The 20,543-nt window shown below is 69.1% G+C and carries 24 protein-coding genes; 10 read left to right on the forward strand and 14 right to left on the reverse strand.

The window, feature by feature from the left end:
• Positions 1 to 31 precede the first annotated feature (31 nt).
• The 4 genes from rsfS to proB form a co-directional block, all read right to left on the reverse strand.
• Positions 32 to 571 carry a ribosome silencing factor gene (rsfS, locus tag AB4Y99_RS08650; RefSeq protein WP_441523022.1) on the reverse strand — a complete coding sequence of 180 codons (540 nt, stop codon included), beginning with the start codon at positions 569 to 571 and terminating at the stop codon, positions 32 to 34.
• Positions 513 to 1,118, reverse strand: coding sequence for a nicotinate-nucleotide adenylyltransferase (locus tag AB4Y99_RS08655; protein WP_038363075.1), 606 nt, complete (start codon positions 1,116 to 1,118; stop codon positions 513 to 515). The genes rsfS and AB4Y99_RS08655 overlap by 59 nt, the downstream gene beginning before the upstream one ends.
• A 37-nt stretch (positions 1,119 to 1,155) precedes the next feature.
• A complete protein-coding gene (locus tag AB4Y99_RS08660; RefSeq protein WP_441523069.1) occupies positions 1,156 to 2,397 on the reverse strand; it encodes a glutamate-5-semialdehyde dehydrogenase in 1,242 nt (413 codons plus the stop codon).
• Between the two features lie 101 nt (positions 2,398 to 2,498).
• Complete coding sequence (gene proB, locus AB4Y99_RS08665) at positions 2,499 to 3,623, reverse strand: glutamate 5-kinase (RefSeq protein WP_038364123.1); 1,125 nt, start codon at positions 3,621 to 3,623, stop codon at positions 2,499 to 2,501.
• 268 nt (positions 3,624 to 3,891) lie between these two features.
• On the opposite strand from proB, the gene rpsU reads away from it, so the two are divergent.
• The 7 genes from rpsU (at position 3,892) to AB4Y99_RS08700 (ending at position 9,600) form a co-directional block, all read left to right on the forward strand.
• Complete coding sequence (gene rpsU, locus AB4Y99_RS08670; protein ID WP_038363081.1) at positions 3,892 to 4,155, forward strand: 30S ribosomal protein S21; 264 nt, start codon at positions 3,892 to 3,894, stop codon at positions 4,153 to 4,155.
• Between the two features lie 84 nt (positions 4,156 to 4,239).
• Complete coding sequence (locus AB4Y99_RS08675; protein WP_185748039.1) at positions 4,240 to 4,614, forward strand: DUF6481 family protein; 375 nt, start codon at positions 4,240 to 4,242, stop codon at positions 4,612 to 4,614.
• A gap of 271 nt (positions 4,615 to 4,885) precedes the next feature.
• A complete protein-coding gene (locus tag AB4Y99_RS08680; RefSeq protein WP_038363084.1) occupies positions 4,886 to 5,446 on the forward strand; it encodes a sigma-70 family RNA polymerase sigma factor in 561 nt (186 codons plus the stop codon).
• 48 nt (positions 5,447 to 5,494) lie between these two features.
• On the forward strand, positions 5,495 to 6,178 hold the full coding sequence (locus tag AB4Y99_RS08685) for an anti-sigma factor family protein (protein WP_441523023.1): 684 nt from the start codon (positions 5,495 to 5,497) through the stop codon (positions 6,176 to 6,178).
• A gap of 64 nt (positions 6,179 to 6,242) precedes the next feature.
• Positions 6,243 to 7,739, forward strand: a complete 1,497-nt coding sequence (locus AB4Y99_RS08690; protein ID WP_441523024.1) for a S8 family serine peptidase — start codon at positions 6,243 to 6,245, stop codon at positions 7,737 to 7,739.
• Between the two features lie 47 nt (positions 7,740 to 7,786).
• The gene (locus AB4Y99_RS08695; RefSeq protein ID WP_441523025.1) at positions 7,787 to 8,941 is read left to right on the forward strand and encodes a glycosyltransferase family 4 protein; all 1,155 of its coding nucleotides are present in this window, start codon (positions 7,787 to 7,789) and stop codon (positions 8,939 to 8,941) included.
• On the forward strand, positions 8,938 to 9,600 hold the full coding sequence (locus tag AB4Y99_RS08700) for a class I SAM-dependent methyltransferase (RefSeq protein ID WP_441523026.1): 663 nt from the start codon (positions 8,938 to 8,940) through the stop codon (positions 9,598 to 9,600). Before AB4Y99_RS08695 ends, AB4Y99_RS08700 begins: the two co-directional genes overlap by 4 nt.
• Before the next feature lie 110 nt (positions 9,601 to 9,710).
• Here AB4Y99_RS08700 and AB4Y99_RS08705 read toward each other — a convergent pair whose 3' ends face one another.
• Entirely contained in the window at positions 9,711 to 10,331 is a 621-nt protein-coding gene (locus AB4Y99_RS08705; RefSeq protein ID WP_441523027.1) for an LbetaH domain-containing protein, read from the reverse strand.
• Here AB4Y99_RS08705 and phnN point away from each other — a divergent pair.
• The gene (gene phnN, locus AB4Y99_RS08710; protein ID WP_051987983.1) at positions 10,330 to 10,929 is read left to right on the forward strand and encodes a phosphonate metabolism protein/1,5-bisphosphokinase (PRPP-forming) PhnN; all 600 of its coding nucleotides are present in this window, start codon (positions 10,330 to 10,332) and stop codon (positions 10,927 to 10,929) included. The genes AB4Y99_RS08705 and phnN overlap by 2 nt on opposite strands.
• A gap of 126 nt (positions 10,930 to 11,055) precedes the next feature.
• Here phnN and AB4Y99_RS08715 read toward each other — a convergent pair whose 3' ends face one another.
• From AB4Y99_RS08715 to phnG, 8 genes are all read right to left on the reverse strand, one after another.
• Positions 11,056 to 11,745 (reverse strand): DUF1045 domain-containing protein, encoded by a 690-nt coding sequence (locus AB4Y99_RS08715; RefSeq protein WP_441523028.1) that lies wholly within the window; start codon positions 11,743 to 11,745, stop codon positions 11,056 to 11,058.
• Positions 11,742 to 12,881 (reverse strand): alpha-D-ribose 1-methylphosphonate 5-triphosphate diphosphatase, encoded by a 1,140-nt coding sequence (locus AB4Y99_RS08720; RefSeq protein ID WP_441523029.1) that lies wholly within the window; start codon positions 12,879 to 12,881, stop codon positions 11,742 to 11,744. Before AB4Y99_RS08720 ends, AB4Y99_RS08715 begins: the two co-directional genes overlap by 4 nt.
• A 2-nt stretch (positions 12,882 to 12,883) precedes the next feature.
• On the reverse strand, positions 12,884 to 13,579 hold the full coding sequence (gene phnL / locus AB4Y99_RS08725; RefSeq protein ID WP_133565451.1) for a phosphonate C-P lyase system protein PhnL: 696 nt from the start codon (positions 13,577 to 13,579) through the stop codon (positions 12,884 to 12,886).
• A gap of 158 nt (positions 13,580 to 13,737) precedes the next feature.
• Positions 13,738 to 14,544: a phosphonate C-P lyase system protein PhnK gene (phnK, locus tag AB4Y99_RS08730; RefSeq protein WP_441523030.1), complete on the reverse strand. Its 807-nt coding sequence runs from the start codon at positions 14,542 to 14,544 to the stop codon at positions 13,738 to 13,740.
• A complete protein-coding gene (locus AB4Y99_RS08735; protein ID WP_441523031.1) occupies positions 14,541 to 15,464 on the reverse strand; it encodes an alpha-D-ribose 1-methylphosphonate 5-phosphate C-P-lyase PhnJ in 924 nt (307 codons plus the stop codon). Before AB4Y99_RS08735 ends, phnK begins: the two co-directional genes overlap by 4 nt.
• Positions 15,461 to 16,588 carry a carbon-phosphorus lyase complex subunit gene (locus AB4Y99_RS08740; protein ID WP_441523032.1) on the reverse strand — a complete coding sequence of 376 codons (1,128 nt, stop codon included), beginning with the start codon at positions 16,586 to 16,588 and terminating at the stop codon, positions 15,461 to 15,463. The genes AB4Y99_RS08735 and AB4Y99_RS08740 overlap by 4 nt, the downstream gene beginning before the upstream one ends.
• The gene (phnH, locus tag AB4Y99_RS08745; RefSeq protein ID WP_441523033.1) at positions 16,588 to 17,190 is read right to left on the reverse strand and encodes a phosphonate C-P lyase system protein PhnH; all 603 of its coding nucleotides are present in this window, start codon (positions 17,188 to 17,190) and stop codon (positions 16,588 to 16,590) included. The genes AB4Y99_RS08740 and phnH overlap by 1 nt, the downstream gene beginning before the upstream one ends.
• Positions 17,190 to 17,603, reverse strand: a complete 414-nt coding sequence (phnG, locus tag AB4Y99_RS08750) for a phosphonate C-P lyase system protein PhnG (RefSeq protein ID WP_441523034.1) — start codon at positions 17,601 to 17,603, stop codon at positions 17,190 to 17,192. The genes phnH and phnG overlap by 1 nt, the downstream gene beginning before the upstream one ends.
• A gap of 116 nt (positions 17,604 to 17,719) precedes the next feature.
• Between phnG and phnF the strand changes: the two genes are divergently transcribed.
• Together phnF and AB4Y99_RS08760 are read left to right on the forward strand one after the other, a co-directional pair.
• Positions 17,720 to 18,487: a phosphonate metabolism transcriptional regulator PhnF gene (phnF, locus tag AB4Y99_RS08755; protein ID WP_441523035.1), complete on the forward strand. Its 768-nt coding sequence runs from the start codon at positions 17,720 to 17,722 to the stop codon at positions 18,485 to 18,487.
• A 109-nt stretch (positions 18,488 to 18,596) separates the two neighbouring features.
• Complete coding sequence (locus tag AB4Y99_RS08760; RefSeq protein ID WP_441523036.1) at positions 18,597 to 19,679, forward strand: alpha/beta fold hydrolase; 1,083 nt, start codon at positions 18,597 to 18,599, stop codon at positions 19,677 to 19,679.
• Between the two features lie 13 nt (positions 19,680 to 19,692).
• Here AB4Y99_RS08760 and phnE read toward each other — a convergent pair whose 3' ends face one another.
• Positions 19,693 to 20,541 (reverse strand): phosphonate ABC transporter, permease protein PhnE, encoded by an 849-nt coding sequence (gene phnE / locus AB4Y99_RS08765; protein WP_441523070.1) that lies wholly within the window; start codon positions 20,539 to 20,541, stop codon positions 19,693 to 19,695.
• Positions 20,542 to 20,543 lie beyond the last annotated feature (2 nt).

Genomic DNA, 20,543 nt, shown 5'->3' on the forward strand with positions numbered 1-20,543 from the left:
TGATGATGGCGAGCCGCACCGGAAATCAGGATCAGCCGACGAGCCGCTCATTCGGGCGRTCGGYGCCCCACATCTTYTCSAGATTGTAGAACTGGCGCACTTCCGGCCGGAAGACATGGACGATGAKATCGCCSGTATCGATCAGCACCCAGTCGCAAGCCGGCATGCCCTCGACCTTCGGCGTGGGCAGTCCGGAGCCCTTGAGGGCTTCGATCAGGGCCTCGCTGATGGCGGCGACATGGCGATTGACGTTGCCCGAGGCGATAATCATCGCGTCGGCCAGCGACGTCTTACCAACGAGGTCGATCACCGTGATGTCCTCGGCCTTCATGTCTTCGAGGACACGTTGCGCAAGGGCGATGCTATCGGCGGAGGGGTTGTCCGCAACAGCAGCCTGGGGAAGCGGCTTCGGCTCGGCTTCACCAAGGGTTTGACGGTTCAGTGACGTATCCTCTCGATCTCGACGCGCTCTCGGCGCGACGCAGGTAAAATAAGCCGGATAGGTCCGGAGTTCAATCGCGTCCGGCCTGTCGGCGCAGCTTGGTCGAGGACAGGTCCGAACGGCGGCCATGCAGGAACACCCAGGCGGGCGGGTGTATCCGTGCCAGCGCCGCGCCCTCGCTTTCGGGAATGCGCCAGCGCGACATCCAGTTGGCGGCCGGCGAGGCGATGGCGCTGTGGGTCGAGCCCGGCCGGTCGACCACGGCGATCGGCATCATCCGGGCGATGGCGCGCCACTCGTTCCAGCGGTGGAAGCTGGCGAGATTGTCGGAGCCCATGATCCAGACGAAGCGGACGCCGGGGCAGCGCCGCTTCAGGGCGCGCAGCGTGTCGGCGGTGTAGCGGGTGCGCAGCCGTGCCTCGATGCCGGTGACATGGATGCGGGCATGGTCGGCGAGCTTGCGGCCGAAGCGGATGCGCTCGGCCAGCGAGGGGAGGTTGCTGTTGTTCTTCAGCGGGTTGCCGGGGGTGACGAGCCACCAGATCCGGTCGAGCTGGAGCCGCTGCAGCGCTGTCACGCTGGCCATGCGATGGCCGTCATGGGCGGGGTTGAAGGTGCCGCCGAACAGGCCGATGCGCAGGCCCGGCGCGAAGGGCGGCAGCCGCAGATGTTCCATTGTGGCGATCGGCTGGGATGTCACGAGAGCGCTTGCGTCAAGGCCGGGTCTGGCCGCAGCCATGGACGCGGTATTTGAAGGAGCAGAGCTGCTCGACGCCGACCGGTCCGCGCGCATGCATCCGCCCCGTCGCAATGCCGATCTCGGCGCCGAAGCCGAATTCGCCGCCATCGGCGAATTGGGTCGAGGCGTTGTGGATTACGATGGCGGAATCGACCTCGGCGAGGAAGCGGGCGGCCGCCTCCGCATCGGCCGTGACGATGGCGTCGGTGTGGTGCGAGCCGTAGCGCTCGATATGGTTGATCGCCGCGTCGAGSCCGGGGACACGTTTCACCGCGATGATGCGGTCGAGATACTCGGTCGCCCAATCCTCCTCCGTCGCGGCGGTGACGCGGGCATCGAGGCCTTGCGTCGCCGCGTCGCCGCGCACCGCGCAGCCGGCATCGAGCAGGGCAGCGACAAGCGGCGCGAGATGGGTCGCGGCGCAGGCTTCGTCGACCAGCAAGGTCTCGGCCGCGCCGCAGACGCCGGTGCGGCGCAATTTGGCGTTGAGCAGGATGTCGCGCGCCATGGCGAGATCGGCGGCGCCATGGACATAGACATGGCAGTTGCCGTCGAGATGGGCGAAGACCGGCACGCGCGCCTCGCTCTGCACGCGGGCGACGAGGCTTTTCCCCCCGCGCGGGACGACGACATCGACAGTGCCGCTGAGCCCCGAGAGGATTTCGCCGACGGCGGCGCGGTCGCGCGTCGGCACGAGCTGGATGGCGTCGCCGGGCAGGCCGGCCGCCTCCAGACCTTCGCGCATGGCGGCGGCGATCTCGGTGGAGGAGCGGAAGGAATCGGAGCCGGCACGCAGGATCGCGGCATTGCCGCTCTTCAGGCAGAGCGCGCCGGCATCGGCGGTGACGTTGGGGCGGCTCTCGAAGATCACGGCGATGACGCCGAGCGGGGTCGCGACGCGCTCGAAGCGCAGGCCGTTCGGCTGCGTCCATTCCGCCAGCACGCGGCCGAGCGGATCGGCCAGCCCGGCGACCTCGGCGACGGCGTCGGCGATGGCTGCGAGCCGCTTCTCGTCGAGGGCAAGGCGATCCATGAAGCTGGCGCTCAGGCCGGCCGCCTTGCCGTCGGCCAGGTCCTGCGCATTGGCGGCCAGGATGCGGGCGCTGCGGGCGCGCAGCGCCTCGGCCATGGCGAGGAGGGCGGCATTGCGCCGGTCGGCGGAGCTGAGCGCGACCTTGCGCGCGGCGGCGCGGGCGCGCCGCCCGACCTCCTGCATGACTTGGCCGACTTGCCTGTCGGCCTCGCCCGTCGCGATGATGCGCAGCGCGCTGTCGCTCGTCATCCTGTCCCGCCCAAAATATGCATCCGGCTTTGTATTTAGCTCAGACCGAGCGCCATGTCGTCCCGGTGGATCATCTCGGCCCGGCCGGGATAGCCCAGCACCGTCTCGATGTCGCGCGAGGCCTTGCCGAGCACGAGCGCGGCTTCCGACGCATCATAGGCGACGAGGCCGCGGCCGAGCACCTGGCCGGCAGGGTCGCGGATCAGCACGGCGTCGCCGCGCGAGAATTCGCCCTCGATGCGGCTGACGCCGACCGGCAGCAGGCTCGCCCCGCCGCGCAGAGCCCGGGCTGCGCCGGCATCGACATGCAGCGTGCCGCGCGGCTCGAGCGAGCCGGCGATCCAGGTCTTGCGCGCGGTCGCGGGTGTGGAGGCGGTGAGGAACCAGGTGCAGCGCCCCCCGGCGGCGATGGCGGCGAGGGGATTCTTGGCCCGCCCGTCGGCGATCAGCATATGCGTGCCGCCGGCCGCCGCGATCTTGCCGGCCTCGATCTTGGTGCGCATGCCGCCGCGCGAGAGCTCGGAAGCCGCGCCGCCGGCCATGGCGTCGATCTCGGGCGTGATGCGCTCGACCACCGGGATGTGCCGCGCCTCGGGGTCCTTGGCGGGCGGGGCGGTGTAGAGCCCGTCGATGTCGGAGAACAGCACGAGCAGGTCGGCGCCGGCCATGGTCGCGACCCGCGCGGCGAGCCGGTCATTGTCGCCGTAGCGGATCTCGGTGGTGGCGACGGTGTCGTTCTCGTTGATGACGGGGATGGCGCGCAGGTCGAGCAGGCGCCCGAGCGTCGCGCGCGCGTTGAGATAGCGGCGGCGCTGCTCGGTGTCGGCCAGCGTCAGCAGGATCTGGCCGGCGGTCAGGCCATGGGCGCCGAGCGCCTCGGCCCAATTGCGGGCGAGGGCGATCTGGCCGACCGCCGCCGCCGCCTGGCTCTCCTCCAGCCGCAAGGGGCCGGAGGGCAGGCCGAGCACGGTGCGCCCGAGCGCGATCGCGCCAGAGGAGACGACGAGGATGTCGGCGCCGCGCTGGTGGAGATCGGCGAGGTCTTCTGCGAGCGCGGCCAGCCAGGCATGGCGCAGGCGGCCGCGGCTCCGGTCGACCAGCAGGCTGGAGCCGACCTTCACGACGATGCGGCGAAACTGGGCGAGGGTGGGCGTGTTCACGGGTGCGGAACCGATTGCGGCGACGTTCATGCCTGTTTGGGGAAAACCGCGCGGATGTAAAGCGTTGGCGCCGTGAGGACGGGCAGGCGGGGGACGCATCGGCGGCCGCCGAAGTTGACAATGAGGGCCAGCGCACCCATATCGGGGCTCGCTTCGGTTGCACTCGCCGCGTTTTCAGCGCCTCTGCGACTTTTCCGTCACTCCGGACTGCTTCTGGCCGCCGCCTTTCGCGACGGCACATCGCGTCCATTCCCAACAGGAGGCCGCAATGCAAGTTCTCGTCCGGGACAACAATGTCGATCAGGCCCTGCGCGTACTGAAGAAGAAGATGCAGCGCGAGGGCGTTTTCCGCGAGATGAAGCGCCGTTCCGCTTACGAGAAGCCCTCCGAGCGGCGCGTGCGCGAGAAGGCCGATGCCATCCGCCGCGCCCGCAAGCTCGCCCGCAAGCAGGCCCAGCGCGAGGGTCTGATCGCCGCGCCGAAGCCCAAGCCGCGTCCGGTCCGCGCTGGAAGCGCACCGGCTCCGCGCTGATTTCGATACCAATTCACCGCAATCTGGATTATTGCGCCCGCGCAGGCTGCAGATAGCCCGTGACAACCCGAGAGAAGACCACCCTTGAAGAACCCGAACGACCGCAGCTTCACTGACCGTCAGGCCAACTCCGCCAAAGCCAAGCAGGCGCTCCTCGAGCGTTTCAAGGCGCGGCCAAAGGCCGATGACCCGGTCATGATGCAGCGACGCGAAGAGCGGGAAGCCATCGCGCAGGCCCGCGCCGAGCGCGAGGCGGAGAAGGCCAGGCTTCGCGCCGAGAAGGAACGGCTGGAGGCGATCGAGCGCGAGCGCATCGCGGAAGAGAAGCGCCAGCAGGAAATCGCCCGCGAGGCCGCCCGCAAGGCAGAGCAGGCCAAGCGCGATGCAGAGCGTCCCCGCAAGGTGCTGCTCGAAGCCGTGCAGTACATGCAGATGCGCTCGGCCGGCAAGCGCCGCTGAGACATCGAGCAGGTCGCCGCGCATGTCCCGACGGGACATGGAGCGAGCGAGAGGATCTGGGGCGCCGCGGGCGCCCCTTTTCATGTCCGCCTCACCTCGTCCGAAGGCCGGCCCGCATTCCCTCTGCGATCATGGCCAAAAGGTGACCGAAGCCGTTCGGCGTGCTATCGGCAAAACCGGCCGTGCAGATTAATCTGCTGGCGTTTTGAACCTTCCTCCCGCTCGCCGCGACGAATGGATGCGAGCCGGGATGCCTGGCCTTCGAGGGGCAATGCATACGGAATCGGACGAGGATCTCGTCAAGCGGATCGCTTCCGGCGACCGGCTCGCAATGAAGGTGCTGTTTTCGCGGCATCAGGTGCGGGTCTACCGTTTCGTGCTGCGGCTCGTCCGCGACGAGACGCTTGCCGAGGATGTGATCAGTGACGTGTTCATGGATCTCTGGCGACAGGCGGATCGCTTCGAGGCTCGCGCCTCGGTCGCGACCTGGCTGCTCGCCATTGCCCGCAACAAGGCCTGGTCGCTCCTGCGCAAGCGCCGCGACGCCGAGCTCGACGAGGATTACGCCAACACGATCGAGGACGAATCCGACGGCCCCGAGGTCGTCCTGCAGAAGCAGGACAAGGGTCTCGCCATCCGCGCCTGTCTCGAGCGGCTCTCGGCCGAGCATCGCGAGGTCGTCGACCTCGTCTATTATCACGAGACCTCCGTCGAGGAGGTCGCGCGGATCGTCGGGATCCCTGAGAACACGGTCAAGACCCGGCTGTTCCATGCCCGCAAGAAGCTGGGCGACATGCTCAAGGCCGCCGGCATCGACCGTGGCTGGCCGTGACACGAAGCGATTGGTGAAGTGCGGCAAGGCCGCTGCAGGAGTGGCGTCATGACCGACAGCATCGCAAGCGATCCGAAGCGCCGCGAGCTCGAAGAGCTGCTGCCCTTCTACGCCAATGGCCGCATTGCCGCGGCGGACAAGGCCCGCATCGAGGCGGCGCTCGCGACCGACGCCGAGCTCGCCGCCCGGCTCGAGATCATCCGCGACGACATGGCCGAGACGGTGCTGCTCAACGAGCATCTCGGCGCGCCGTCGCCGCGGGTCCTGGAGACGCTGATGGCCGGTATCGAGGCCGAGCCCCGGCAGATGCCGCTGCTGACCCGTGCCAAGGGCGGCTTCCTCGGCTGGCTCGGCGGCCTGCTGGCGTCCCAGCCGCCGCGCCGGCTGGCCTATGCCAGCGCCGCGGCCGTCGCGCTGATCGCGATCCAGGCCGTCGCCATCGGCGGGCTGGCGCTGCGCGACGCCGGCGCCGGGTTCCAGACCGCGTCCGCTCCCGGCACGCGGGCTTCGGAGCGCTATGTGCTGCTGAGCTTCGCGCCCGATGCGAAAGCCGGCGACATCGCCTCCTTCTTCAAGCGCTTCGATGCCTCGGTGGTCGATGGGCCGCGCGCCAACGGCTTCTTCAAGGTGCGGGTCGGCGACGCCTCGCTTTCGCCCGCCCAGGTCGATGCGATTGCCGCGCGGATGAAGGCGGAGAGTGGTATCGTCAGCTTCGTGGCGGCGACACCGTGACGAAGGCTTCCGGCGCGGCGGCGGCATGCCGCGGTTCCCTCGGGTGAGGCAGGAGGATCAGGCCATGCTCCCGACCCTTCCCACGCGACGTTTCCGGCGCCTGCGACGCCTCGCGGGCGCGGGGCTTTTCGCGTTCGCCCTCTTGCCGGCGCTTGCCCTGGCCCAGTCGCCGTCGTCCGGCCCGTCCCGGCCGCAGGGCGAGACGACACGGCGCGCCGTGGCGCCGGGCGGCCAGCCGCCTTCGTCCGCGACCTCGCCCAGCCGCTCGATGCAGGTGCCGCCCGGCCTGTGGGCTCAGCCGCGCCAGGCGCGCAGCCTGGTTCCGGCGCAGGACGAGAACCGCTTCGTGCCCGACGAGGTGCTGTTCGAGCTCGCGCCCAATGCCGATGCCGATACGGTGCTGCATCGCTATGGCGCGACGGTGATCGCCCGGCAGCGCTTCGAGCTCGCGGGCGTGACGATCATCCGCGCCAGGCTCGAGGCGGGGCGCGACCTGCGCGCCGTGCTGACGCAGAWGGGCGATGACGACGCCATCGCCGGAGCGCAGCCGAACTTCCTGTTCGAGCTGCAGGAGGATGCGCCCAAGCCGCTCTCCGGCCTTCCGACCGGGGCGAGCACCGCCTCCAGCGATGCGCGCAGTCAGTCGACCCTGCCGACGCTGCGGCTTTCCGATCCCACGCCCGCGGCCCGTGCGCCGGGGACGATGCGCCGGGTGCTGCCGCCGCAATATGTCATCGGCAAGCTGCATCTCTCCGAGGCGCACAAGCTGGCGCAGGGCCGTGGCGTGCGCGTCGCGCTGATCGATTCCGGCGTCGACATGGACCATCCGGAGCTACGCGGTTCGGTCGCCGGCTATCTCGACGCGGTCGACGGGCTGGCCACGCCGCATGCCCATGGCACCTCGATGGCGACGGCCATGGTCGCGCATGGCGAGCTGGAAGGCATGGCGCCGGCGGCGCGGCTGCTCGTCGGGCGGGCCTTCGGCGGCCCGCAGACGAATTCGGCCAATGGCAAGTCGTTCCAGATCCTGACCGCGCTCGACTGGGTGGCGCAGCAGCGGGCCAAGATCATCAATCTCTCCTTCGCCGGCCCGCAGGACCGCCTGCTGTCCCAGGCGCTGGTCGGCGCGAAGGAGCGTGGGCTGATCGTGGTGGCCGCGGCCGGCAATGGCGGGCCGAAATCCGGCCCGCTCTATCCCGGCGCCGACCCGAACGTCATCGCGGTGACGGCGACCGATGCCGACGACAAGCTGTTTCCCGATGCCAATCGCGGAGGCTACATCGCCGTGGCCGCGCCCGGCGTCGACGTGCTGACGGCGGAGCCCGGCGGGCGCTACGTCTTCTCCTCGGGCACCTCGATCGCGACGGCGCATGTCTCCGGGCTTGTCGCTCTGCTGGTCGAGAAGCAGCCCGATCTCGACCTCGCCAGCGCCCGCAAGATCCTTGCCGACAGCGCCGTCGACCTCGGCGCGAAGGGGCGCGACCCCCTCTTCGGCGCCGGCCGCGTCGATGCCGAGGCGGCCGTGGCGCGGGTTCTGCCGGTCGCGACAGCGAGGCCCTGAGCGGCCCGCGCTCTTGACCTTGGCCGCCGCATCGGCCTGATGGCGCGATGCCGCGCCCGAAACTTCTTTTCGTTGCCACCGAGGACTGGTTCTTCGCCTCGCATTTCCTGCCGATGGCGCGGGCGGCGCGCGAGATGGGCCTCGACGTCGCGGTCATCGCCCGCGAGCGCAACCACCGGCGCGTGATCGAGGCGGCAGGGGCGCGATTGATCGCGCTGGAAGCGGAGCGGCGCAGCCTCGATCCGCGCGCGCTGTTCAGGCAGGTCACGGCGCTGAAGCGGATCATCGCGGCCGAGAAGCCGGACATCCTGCACTGCATTGCATTGAAGCCGATCGCGCTGGCCGGCCTTGCCGGCAAGCTCGCCGGCATCGAGCGACGCGTCTATGCGCTGACCGGGCTCGGCTTCCTCGGCGCGAAGCAGGGCCTGCTCGCAGCGCTGGCGCGGTTTGCCGCGGTGAGCTGGCTGCGCGGCGCGATCGACGGCAGGCAGGTGCGCTTCCTGTTCGAGAATCCGGACGACCCCGTCACGCTCGGGCTCGATCCGCAGGATGCCGCCAAGGTCGCGATCGTCGGCGGGGCCGGCGTCGATCCGCTGATCCTGATGCCGTCGCCGATGCCGGCGGCGCCGCCCTTCAAGGTCGCGATCGTGGCCCGGATGCTGTGGTCGAAGGGCGTCGATCTCGCGGTCGAGGCGATCAGGCTGGCGCGGGCGGAGGGGGTGAAGGTCACGCTCACCATCCATGGCGCGCCCGACCCCTCGAACCCGAAGGCGATCCCCGAGGCGACGCTGAAGGAATGGACGGCGCGGCCGGGCATCGTCTGGGCCGGGCCGACGCGCGACATCGAAGGCGTCTGGAAGGCGCATCATCTCTGCATCATGCCGTCGCGCGGCGGCGAGGGCCTGCCGCGCACCATCCTGGAGGCCGCTGCCTGCGGCCGCCCGATCCTGACGACCGACGTGCCGGGCTGCCGCAGCTTCGTGCGCGAGGGGCGGGACGGCATGGTCGTGCCGCCGGACGATGCCGCAGCGCTGGCCAAAGCGCTTCTCGTCTTCGCCCGGGCGCCGGGGGGGGCGGAGCGGATGGGCGCCAATGCGCGCGCGCGCCTGCTCGACGGCCATACCGAGCGCGACGTGATGAACGCGGTGAAGGCGCTCTATCGCGGCCTGCTGGCGCAGCCCACGACGGATGTGGCGGCATGAACGCGCTGGCGAGCGAGCCGGATCGCACCGCCTTCATCCGTGCCCATACGCGGCTCCTGCCGGTGCCCTATGCGCCGGAGATCGCGCTGCATGTCGCCGAGGAAGCGACCGAACTCTGGCAGAAGACCGAGGATGAGCTCGCCGTGATCGGCCTGCCGCCGCCGTTCTGGGCCTTCGCCTGGGCCGGCGGGCAGGCGCTGGCGCGCTATCTGCTTGACCATCGGGAGATCGTCGCCGGCCGGCGCATGCTCGATTTCGCCTCGGGTTCGGGGCTCGTCGCCATCGCGGCGAGGAAGGCGGGCGCGGCCAGCGTCGAAGCCTGCGACATCGACGCCTTCGCGGCGACTGCGATTGGTCTCAATGCGCAGGCGAACGGCGTCGCGGTGACGGCGCGGCTCGAAGATCTGATCGGCCATGACGAGGGCTGGGAGGTGATCTGCGCCGGTGACGTCTGCTATGAGCGCGCCATGGCGGAAGCCGTGATCGGCTGGCTCGGCGCGCTGGTGCAGCGGGGGGCGACGGTGCTGATCGGCGATCCCGGCCGCTCCTATCTGCCGAAGGACCGGCTCGAGTCCATCGCCAGTTACGAGGTGCCGGTGACGCGCGCGCTGGAAGATACCGAGATCAAGCGCAGCTCGGTCTGGCGGTTGAAGAGCTGAACGGGTCTTGCCGAAGGCAGGCCCTCGGAGCCAGGCTGCGAAGCGATCCGGTATCGTCGGGCGCTACCGTCCCCTGCATGGCTTCGCTGCGCTCGCAATGACGGCCGGGATCAGCCGCCATGCTTCTCCAGGAACGCCTCGACGGGCAGATGGCGGAAATCGTCCAGCGCCACGCGCAGGCGGACATGCTCCCAGTCCCACCAGGCCAGTTCCTGCAGCCTCCGCGCGACATCCTCGGAAAAGCGCCGCCGGATCGGGCGGGCCGGATTGCCGGCGACGATGGTGTAGGCCGGCACATCCTTGGTGACGACGGCGCCGCCGGCGACGACCGCGCCGGTGCCGATGCTGCGGCCGGCGAGCACGATCGCGCCATGGCCGATCCAGACATCGTGGCCGATGGTGACGGCATGCGCCCGGCGCCAGTCGAAGAAGGCGGCATCGTCCTGCGCATCCTCGAAATAGGCGGAAGCGCGATAGGTGAAGTGCGACTGGCTCGCCCGGTGCATCGGATGGTTGCCGGGATTGATCCGCGTCATTGCGGCGATCGAGCAGAATTTTCCGATCGTCGTGTAAATGACATTCGCGTCGTTCACGACATAGGAGTAATCACCCAATGTCGACTCGGCGAAGACGGTGCGGGCGCCGATTTCGGTGTAGCGTCCCAGCGTCGCCTGCCTGACCTGGGCGGTCGGGTCGATCACAGGTTCCAGTCCGAGCTTCTTTCCGGCCATGTCCTTATCCTTTCCTGATGTCGCTGTTTCCGCTCCGCTTGCCGGAGCGCTGGTTCTGGTCGTCGGGCCTTCGGGCGCCGGCAAGGACACGCTGATGGATGCGGCGCGGGCCGAGCTCGCCGGGGACGAGGCCTTCCATTTCGCGCGGCGATTGATCACCCGCCCGGCCATGGCCGGTGCCGAGGACCATGATTCCTGCGACGAGGCCGCCTTCGCGGCGGCCGAGGCGAAGGGCGATCTCGCCTTGAGCTGGCGCGCCCATGGCTTGAGCTACGGCATTCCGGCAGCCGAGCTTGCGGGGCTCGCAAAGGGCGACGTCGTCATCGCGAACATCTCGCGCGGGGCCATTCCCGCGGCGGAGAGGCTGGCCGAGCGGGTGCTGGCGATCAACATCACCGCGCCGGTCGCGGTGCTGGCGAAGCGCCTGGCGGCGCGCGGGCGCGAGAGCGAGGCGGATATCGCGGCGCGGCTCGCACGCGAGGCGCCGCTCAAGACGCAGCGTGCCCAGACCGTCACCATCATGAACGACCGCAGCATCGCCGAGGCGAGCGCCGAACTGCTGGCGGTCCTGCGCGCGCTCGGGCCGCGGCGGGGCTGAGCTCGACATACCGCGTCTCCCGCCGCCGCCATGCTCGGGCTCGACCCGAGCATCCCTGGCGGGAGATTCTCGGGTCTGCGCTTCGCTTCGCCCGAGAATGACGAGGCGGTTTCGACGCAAGGACCTCTACCCCAGCCGGTAGGAATCGAGCAGGCGGAAGCGGGCGCCGCGATGGTCCTGCCTGAACAGTGCGAAGCGGTCGAGCGCGACCGGGCCGGCGACAGCGGCGGCATAGGCGTCCTTCAGCGCGGATTTCACCGGCGCCGTCTTCTCCGGCGGCAGCGAGCCGGTCAGCGTCATGTGGAAGCGGAAGGCGTCGCCGACATAAGGATAGCCATAGGCTTCGAGATAGGCGCTCTGGGCCGGCGTCATCGGGCTCTTGAGGCGCCGGGCGCGGTCGGCCTCGCTCAGCGGCGCGCGAAAGGGCTCGAAAGCCTGCACCAGCGCGAAGGCGAAACGCTGCAAGGCCTCGTTCGGCTCGGGCGTCAGCGCGATGAAGGAGCCGAGCGCATTGACGTTCAAGCCCGCGAGCGGCACGCCGTCGAGGCCCGCGGCATAGTTGCGGGCGAAGGCGCGCAGATGTTCCTCGGTCCGGCCGCCGGCCAGTTCGAAGGGCGCCTTCAGCGTGGCGTGGAAGCCGTAGCGGCGCGGCTCCTCGGTCAAGGCCGGCCATTCCCCGGGGTCGCAACCCGAGGGAACGGCGAAAGGGATATCCTCGCCCGTCAGCGCGTCATAGCCCAGCACCGACGAGCCGAAGCGCCAGAGGGCGCTGTCGGCGGCCGGAGCGTAGTAGACGGCGTAGCGAGGCTTGCTCAAAATGCGCGCTCGCCCTGCGACCAGACGGCGGCGAGGACCGGCGTGTCGCCGAGCACCTTGAAGCGCACGAGATCGGCGCGCAGGCCGGTCTTGAGATGGCCGCGATCCCTGAGGCCGAGGATGTCGGCGACCTTCCAGGTCACCATGCCCATSGCKTCSGGCAGCGCGATGCCGTGGCCGGCGTTGAGCTTGACGACCGCCTGCAGCAGGCTCGCCGGCACGTAATCCGAGGAGAGGCCGTCGAGCAGGCCCTTCTCGGCGAGCTCGGAGACCGAGACACCGCCGGAATGCGAGCCGCCGCGCACGACGTTCGGCGCGCCCGCCACCGTGGCGAGGCCGGCCTGCTTGGCGGCTGCCGCCGCCTCGATCGTGGTCGGGAATTCCGAGATCACGGCGCCGGAGGCGATGCCTTCCTCGACATGCTCCGGAATGGTGTCGTCATGGGTGGCGAGCGGGATGCCGCGCGCGCGGAAGATGTCGACGACCGCCTGCCAGTTCTTGGCGACGTTGGCGGCGCCCTCGCGCTGCCGGACCTCGACGTCTTCCTCGAACTCCGCGACCGTCTTGCCGTTGCCGACGGCATAGGTCTTGAGATGCTCGAGGTTGCGCCACTGGCGCTGGCCCGGCGTGTGGTCCATCAGCGACACCAGCTGGACGAGCTCGTCGTCCTGATAAGGCTCGATGTCCTTGAGAAGGTCCGGGCTCGTCAGTTCGCAGCGCATATGGATGCGGTGGTCGATGCGAAAGACGTTCTCGCGCTTGCCATAGGCGAGCGACTTCATCACGTCGGCGAAGATGTCCTTGCGGTARTCCTTGGCSGAGAAGGGCGTGCCGGCGCAGACGGCGTCGTAGACGGTGGTGACGCCGGCCGCGGCCATCTGCGCGTCATGGACGAGCGCTGCCGCGAGCCCGTTCGGCCAGAAGACCTTCGGGCGCGGCATGAAATGCTTTTCCATGTTGTCGGTGTGCATCTCGACGAGGCCGGGCGCGACATAGTCGCCGCCGACATCGATGGCGCCCGGCAAGGACGATTTGCCCTGGTCGACCGCCGTGATGCCGTTCGCATCGAAGGCGATGGTGCCGGTGACGACCTCGTTCTCGAGAATGAGTTTGGCGTTGGTGAGAACGGTTTGCATCGTCAGGCCTTCCGGAAAGCGGTGATGTCGAGATAGCGCGTCGCGACGCGTTCGCGAACCGCCTCGTCATGGAAAATGCCGACGATCGCGGAGCCGGCGGCGCGAGCCTCGGCGATGAGCTCGACGACGACGTCGCGATTGGCGGCATCGAGCGAGGCGGTCGGCTCGTCGATCAGCATGATCGCCGAGGGGTCGACGAAGGAGCGGGCGATGTTGACGCGCTGCTGTTCGCCGCCGGAGAAGGTGGCGGGCGCGAGGTTCCAGAGCCGCTCGGGCAGGTTGAGCCGGGCGAGCATGGCCTTGGCGCGCTCGGTCGCGGTTTCCGGTGAGGCGCCGCGCGCCAGCAGCGGGTCGCGCACGATATCGAGCGTCGAGACGCGCGGGATCACGCGCAGGAACTGCGAGACGAAGCCGAGCGTGCGGCGGCGGATGTCGAGCACGGTGCGCGGGACGGCGGCGACGATGTCGACCGGGCGGCCGGCATGGGTGACGTGGATCGTCCCGGAGGTCGGCCTGTAGTTGCCGTAGAGGATGCGCAGCAGGCTCGACTTGCCGGCGCCGGACGCGCCGGCCAGCACCAGCGCCTCGCCGGCCTCGACATGGAAATTGACGTTGTCGAAGACGGGCAGACGCGCTCCGCCCTGGTTGTGCAGGGTGAAGGTCTTGGCGACGTTCTCGACCTGAATCATCGTGGTCATGGTGTCAGTGCCTTGCCGATTCGCGGTGACGAGGATGTGACGGGCGCAGAACGTCATTCTCGGGCGGAGCGAAGCGCAGACCCGAGAATCTCTCGCCGGAAGAGGCGCTCTTCCCTCCTGAGATGCTCGGGGCAAGCCCGAGCATGACGGTCCGTCCCTCACACACTCAGCACCGCCGAGGTCAGGAGTTGCGTGTAGGCGTGATGGGGATCGTCGAGGACCTGGTCGGTGAGGCCCTGCTCGACGACCTTCCCGTCCTTCATCACCATCAATCGGTCGGTGAGGAGGCGGGCGACGGCGAGGTCGTGGGTGACGATGATCGCGGCCAGMCCGAGATCRCGGACCAGSACGCGCAGCAGRTCGAGCAGSCGSGCCTGCACGGAGACGTCGAGGCCGCCGGTCGGCTCGTCCATGAAGACGAGKCKCGGCTCSGAGACCARYACGCGGGCGATCTGCAGGCGCTGCTGCATGCCGCCGGAGAACTGGCGCGGCCGATCGTCGATGCGCGAGCCCGCGATCTCGACGCGCTGGAGCCAGTCCAGCGCTCGCTCGCGGATCTCGCCGTAATGCCGGTCGCCGCGATCCATCAGGCGTTCGCCGACATTGCCGCCGGCGGTAACGTCCATGCGCAGGCCGTCGCGCGGGTTCTGGTGGACGATGCCCCAGGCCGTGCGCATCAGGCGGCGGCGTTCCTGCTCGGAGACCGAGTAGATATCGAGCGGTGCGGGGCCGCCCCGGAACAGCACCTCGCCCGCATCCGGCTTGTCGATGCCGGCRAGGCAGCGCAGCAGGGTSGAYTTGCCCGAGCCGGATTCGCCGACGATGCCGAGCACCTCGCCCGGCCAGAGRTCGAAGGARACATCGGCGCAGCCGATGCGCTCGCCATAGAAGCGGCTGACATTGGCGACCGAGAGCAGGGGGGCGGGTTCGAGGTCGAGCGCGGCCGGTGCGACGTGGAGGGTCATGGGTTGGTCTCCTCGACCAGGCCGCTCGCGGTAGCGTCGCCCAGCATGGCGCCGCGGTGCCCTTCCGCCCGGCGCGTCTCGCAATRRTGGCTGTCGGAGCAGACGAACATGCGCCCGCCGCGRTCGTCSRTGAYRACYTCGTCGAGATAGSWRTCGGYSGCGCCGCAGAGSCCGCAGGGCTSSKWCCAGCTCTGGATGCGGAAGGGATGGTCCTCGAAATCGAGGCTCTTCACGCTGGTAAAAGGCGGCAGCGCGTAGATGCGCTTCTCGCGGCCGGCGCCGAACAACTGGAGCGCGGGCGACATGTGCATCTTCGGGTTGTCGAATTTCGGGATGGGCGAGGGGGACATCACATAGCGTCCGTTGACCATGACCGGATAGTCATAGGTCGTCGTCACCTCGCCGAAGCGGGCGATGCTCTCGTAGAGCTTGACCTGCATCAGCCCGTATTCGGCCCAGGCGTGCATCTTGCGGGTCTCGGCCTCGCGCGGCTCGAGCTTGCGCAGCGGCYCCGGCATCGGCACCTGATAGACCATGACCTGCCCGCTCTTCAGCGGCGCCTCCGGGATGCGGTGGCGGGTCTGGATGATCGTCGCCTCCTCCGTCGCCTCGCTGGTGCGGGCATCGGCCGTGCGCTCGAAGAACTTGCGGATCGAGACGGCGTTGGTGGTGTCGTCGGCGCCCTGGTCGATCACCTTGAGCGTGTCGGCCGGGCCGATGAGCGCGGCGGTGATCTGGATGCCGCCGGTGCCCCAGCCGCGTGCCAAGGGCATCTCGCGCGAGCCGAAGGGCACCTGATAGCCGGGAACCGCGACGGCCTTGAGCAGGGCGCGACGGATCATCCGCTTGGTCTGCTCGTCGAGATAGGCGTAGTTGTAAGCCGGCTTGGTATTGTCCGCCGGCATCTGATGAACCGTCATTCCGCAGCCTCCGGCATGGTGTCCTGCTCTTTGGCGCCCCGTTCTTGGGCCAGCCGCTCCTCGCGCTCCCGGCGGATGCGGCGGATCAGTTCGAGCTCGCCCTGGAAATCGACATAATGCGGCAGCTTGAGGTGCTCGACGAAGCCGGCCGCCTCGACATTATCGGCGTGGTAGAGGACGAACTCGTCCTGTTGCGCCGGGTAGTTCGTGGCCTCGCCGAAATCGCGGGATTTCAGGGCACGGTCGACCAGCGACATCGACATCGCCTTGCGCTCGCTATGGCCGAAGACGAGGCCATAGCCGCGGGTGAATTGCGGCGGCACGTCCTTCGAGCCCTGGAACTGGTTGACCATCTGGCATTCGGTCAGGGTGACCTCGCCGAGATCGACCGCGAAGCCGAGCTCCTCCGGCACGAACTCCACCGCGACCTCGCCGACGCGGACCTCGCCGACGAAGGGATGCGAGCCGCCGAAGCCGCGCTGCACGGAATAGCCGAGGCCGAGCAGGAAGCCCTCGTCGCCGCGCGCCATCGATTGCAGGCGCACGTCGCGATCGGCGGGGAAGGAGACGGGATCACGCGTCAGGTCGAAGGGACGCGGATCGCCCTCCGGCGGCTCCTCCGCCTCCATCAGCCCTTCGGCGCCGAGGATGTCGGGCACGCGCGGCATGGTCGCGTCGAGCGGGGCGGAGGCCTTGCGAGGCTCGACCTCCCCGCCTTCTTCCATCAGCGCGAAATCGAACAGCCGGTGGGTGTAGTCGTAGGTCGGGCCGAGCACCTGCCCGCCGGGCAGATCCTTGTAGGTCGCCGACACCCGGCGGCGGATCGCCATGGCGGCGGTATCGAGCGGCTCGGATGAACCGAAGCGCGGCAGCGTCGTGCGGTAGGCGCGCATCAGGAAGGCGGCCTCGATCACGTCGCCCTGCGATTGCTTCAGCGCCAGTGCGGCGAGATCCCGGTCGTAGAGCGAGCCCTCGTTCATCACGCGGGCGCAGGCCAGCGCCTGCTGCTCGCGGATCTGGGCGACGGTGATCTCCGGCACGGCCGGATCGCCGCGGCGCGCCTGCGCAACGAGATCATGCGTGGCGAGGATGGCGGCCTCACCGCCCTTGACGGCAACATACATCAGACGGCCTCCTCGATCTGCGTCGAGCGCGGCAGGCCGATCATGCCTTCGCCAGACGCGAGCACCACATCGACGCCGAGCGGGTAGAGCGCGCCGTTCTGGCGCAGCTCGTCGGTGAAGCCGGGGCGCAGGCCCTGCGGCGCGACCCTGCGCGTGCCGGGAATGCCGGGGCCGGAGAGGGTGAGGCCTGCGCCGCCATCCAGGCCTGAGACCTGCACGATCACGGTGGTCGAGCGATCCGGGAACTGGTCGTTGCCGGGGTTGAAGGCGGCAAGCTTGGGTTCGCTTGCAGCGCCGTCGATCACGGCGAAGGCGGCCCTGGCGGGATCGTCGACCAGCGCCACGCCGCAGTGGAAACGCAGCCAGGCGGCGGCCGCGCCGTCACGCAGGTTTTCGGGCAGCCAGACCGGCGTCTCGTAGTCGGCCAGCGCCAGCAAGGCGGTCGCCGTCGCGGTGGCGAGGCCTTCCGGCGGCGTGATGTCGGCCGCGACGCTTTGCAGCGTGCCAGGCTCGGAGAGCGCGGTGAGCAGGGCGCGGAAGGCCGCCTGCGACTGGAAGACCGGATCGGAGAAGCCCGGCGAGATGATGTCCTGGATCGCCATCACTCGCCCCTGACCAGCGTGAAGAAATCGACCTTGGTCGCCGCCGCCTTGCGCGAGGCGAGCTCGCGGGCCGCGTTCTGTTGCGCAGCCAGCGCGGCGATGCCGTCATGCAGGCCGCCTTCATACCGACCGTCTTGGGTCTCGTCCTGAAGGCGGGCATCGAGCAGGGCTGCGAGCCGCGCCTTCCGGTGGTCGCGGCCCAGCGCATAGGAAAAGCCCATCCGGCCATTGGCGAGGCGCACGACGCAGCGGGTCACGGTGGCCTCGCCGAGGTTGAAGCGCCGTCCGGCGCCGCCGGCCCGGCCTTCGACCATCACGGTCCCGGTCTCCGGCGCCTTCAGCACCTCATGCTCCGGCAAGGCGCCGAGCAGGCCCGCGATCTCGTCGCGGGAAGCGCGCGACAGGGTCGCCATCCAATGTTGTCGAGGGGTTCTTGCATTCATCCGCCGGCTCGCTGGTCAGCTTCAAAGGTCTAGACTATAATGCCTCTGACGATGGTGAATGTCTATACTTTTTGGATGAATTTTTGATGACGCAGGACGTGGTGCAAGAGACGGCGCAAGGTGCGCTGCCGGAGGGCGAGGGCGGCACGGTCTGGCGGCGCATCGCCGACGAGCTGGCGGCCGCGATCGAGCGCGAGGAGTACCGGCCGGGCGACACGCTGCCGGCCTCGGTCGCTCTGGCGGAGCGCTATGGCGTGCACCGCCACACCGTGCGGCAGGCGTTCCGGCACCTTGCGGATCTCGGGCTGGTGACGGTGTCGCGCGGGCGCGGCACGCAGGTCAGCGCGCGGCGCGTGCCCTATCCGATCGGCCGGCGCGTCAGCATGCGGACCAATTTCGGCAAGCTCGGCATCGTCGGCACGAGCCGCATGCTCTCGGCCGAGATGGTGGAGGGGGAGGCAGAACCCTGTGCGGCGCTGGGGCTTGCGGCCGGGACGCGGCTCTGGCGGGTCCGGGGCGTCAGCCTCGGCGACGGCGTGCCGATGGGGACCGGCACGCACTGGCTCTCGGTCGCGCGCTTTCCGGATTTCGACCGGGTCTATCGCGAGGCCGCCGGCTCGATCACGGCGGCCTTCAAGGCCTATGGCATCGAGGATTATGTGCGCCTGTCGACGCGGCTCACCGCAAGGCTGGCGGATGAGGCGGAGGCGGAGCTGCTCCAGATCGCGCCGGAAGCGGCGGTGATGATCTCGGCGGCGGTCGACGCGCTGCCGGACCTGACGCCGATCCATCTCGTCGCGAGTGTCTTCGCCGGCGAGCGTATGGAGATGGTGATCGAGCCGTTTCGCGAGTGAGCGGCCGCCTGGAGCGGCTTGCATCCCGGCCGATGGCGCGCGATCCTCGGTCGTACCGATCACGGCACGGCCTCGAGACCATGCCGGTCGCATCTGAGGAAATGCCATCATGGACATGGTCAGCCGGTCGCTGCGCGCGGCCCTCTTGCTTCTTGCCGTCTGCCTGCCCATCGCCACGGCCGCTGCCGACTACCCGGCGCCGAAACGGGGGGTTTTCGTCGCGAAGGATTTCCGCTTCAGCACGGGCGAGAGTTTGCCGGAGATCAAGCTCGGCTATGTCACGGTGGGCGACCCATCCGGCGAGCCCGTGCTGATCCTGCATGGCACCTATGGTTCTGCCGCCAGCATGCTGAGCCCGGCGTTTGCGGGCGAGCTGTTCGGCCCCGGCCAGGCGCTCGACGCGAGCAAATATTTCATCATCCTGCCGGATTCGCTCGGCGTGGGGCAATCGTCGAAACCATCGGACGGCCTCAGGGCCAAGTTCCCGCGCTATAACTACGAGGATCTGGTCGAGGCGCAGTATCGGCTCGTCACGGAAGGGCTCGGCCTGCGCCATCTGCGGCTCGTGCTCGGCAATTCGATGGGCGGCATGCATGGCTGGCTCTGGGGCGTCAAATATCCCGGCTTCATGGACGCGATCGTGCCGATGGCCTCGCAGCCTACCGAGATGTCCAGCCGCAACTGGATGATGCGGCGGATGATCATCGATGCCGTTCGCAACGACCCGGAGTGGAAAGGCGGCGACTATAGCACGCAGCCCACGGCCTTCCGCGTCGCCAACGTCTTCTTCGGCATCGCCACCAGCGGCGGCACGCTCGCCTACCAGCAGATGGCGCCGACCCGCGAGGCAGCCGACAAGCTCCTCGACGGGCGGCTCAAGGCGCCGTTCGATGCCGATGCCAACGACTTCTTGTATCAGTGGGATGCCTCGCGGGACTACAACCCCGCGCCCAGGCTGGGCTCGATCAAGGCAGCGGTGCTGGCGATCAATTCCGCCGATGACGAGCGCAACCCACCCGAAACCGGCGTCATGGAGCGGGAACTCAAGCGTCTTCCGAATGCAAAGCTGCTGTTGATCCCGGCGAGCGCCGAGACACGCGGCCATGGCACGACGGGGATGGCGAAGTTCTGGGCCAAGGATCTGGCCGCCTGGCTGCCGACTGTGCCGCGCCGGCCGGCCGGAGCCGAGTGAGGCGACGCCTCGCTCAGACCGCCCGCTTGCCGATGATCGCGAAGCGCAGCTTGCTCGACAGGAAGTCGATGGCGGAGACCGCGACGAGGATCAGCAGGATCAGGAASGAGRYCTGYTGCCATTCCAGSGTGCGGATGGTCTCSGCGAGATAGAGGCCGATGCCGCCGGCGCCGACRATGCCGATGATGGTCGAGGAGCGSGTGTTCGACTCGATGAAATAGAGCACCTGGCTCGCGATSACCGGCARCACCTGCGGCAKCAGGCCGAAGCGGATCTCGTGGMKCTTGCCGCCGCCGACCGAGGCGATGCCCTCGACCGCCTTGCGGTCGGCCGCCTCGATCGCCTCCGAGTAGAGCTTGCCGAAGGCGCCGAAATCGGCGGTCATGATAGCGAGCATGCCGGCGAAGGGGCCGAGACCCACGACATTGATCCAGATCAGCGCCCAGATCAGCGCATCGACGCCGCGGATCGTGTCGAGCGAGCGGCGCGCGAGGAAGTGGACGATGCGGTTGGCGACGACATTGCGCGCGGCGATGAAGCCGAGCGGCAGGGCAAGGATGGCCGCCAGCACCGTGCCGAGGAAGGCGATGGCGATCGTCTCGAACAGCGCCTGAACGAAGATCAGGGCCTTCGCCCAGGAGCCGGGATCGGGCGGCAGCATCAGCGCGACGAAGGAGCCGAGATTGCCGAAGCCGGCCAGCACCCGCCAGAGCGTCGTCTCCAGCGTCGTCAGCCCGTAGAGGAAGAGGCCGAGGATGAAGACGACGGTCGCGATGGTGAAGAACCGCGTCCGGGTCGATCCGCGGATGGCGGCGGCGTGGCGCTGCAGGATGTCGCTGCGCTCGGTCGCGGAGATGGCGATGC

The sequence above is a fragment of the Allobosea sp. TAB14 genome, assembly GCF_052113865.1.
Taxonomy (GTDB): Bacteria; Pseudomonadota; Alphaproteobacteria; order Rhizobiales; family Beijerinckiaceae; genus Allobosea; species Allobosea spartocytisi.